Here is a 350-nt window from a genome sequence, read left to right as displayed (position 1 = left end):
GCACATCAAAATTTCCCCGAGGCTGCGCGGCGATCGCCCGCAGACTGCGCTGCCCGTCACCGGTGATCAATGGCGGCGTCAACACTTCCAGCGCCACCGGCTGTCCGTTCCAGAACCACGCCTTGGCGCTACGGCCACGGATGAATTGTTCATAGAAATCCCCCTCGGCCAGCGGCACCTCAGGATCCAACGGAGCCAATGGCCCGAACGGCCCGCGGATACCGGCGCCGAAGGAGCCGATCGCGGGCTTGACGATATAGTCCGGCGCCAAGCTTTCGCCATCCGCCCAACTGGCCGTCACGCGCAAGCCGTTCGCCAGCGCGTAGTCCTTGAATTTCCGCTTGTCGGTC

General features: G+C 64.3%; 1 protein-coding gene. It reads right to left on the bottom strand.

Going from position 1 to position 350, the window contains the following annotated elements; translation table 11 throughout:
- Nucleotides 1–350: hypothetical protein (locus ACR6JA_RS22205; protein WP_494599554.1), on the bottom strand; the 350-nt coding region annotated here is incomplete at both ends.

The sequence above is a fragment of the Cedecea sp. B1(4) genome, assembly GCF_059414925.1.
The sequence above is the reverse complement of the archived record's forward strand: the minus strand, read 5'-3'. Positions and strand labels throughout refer to the sequence as shown.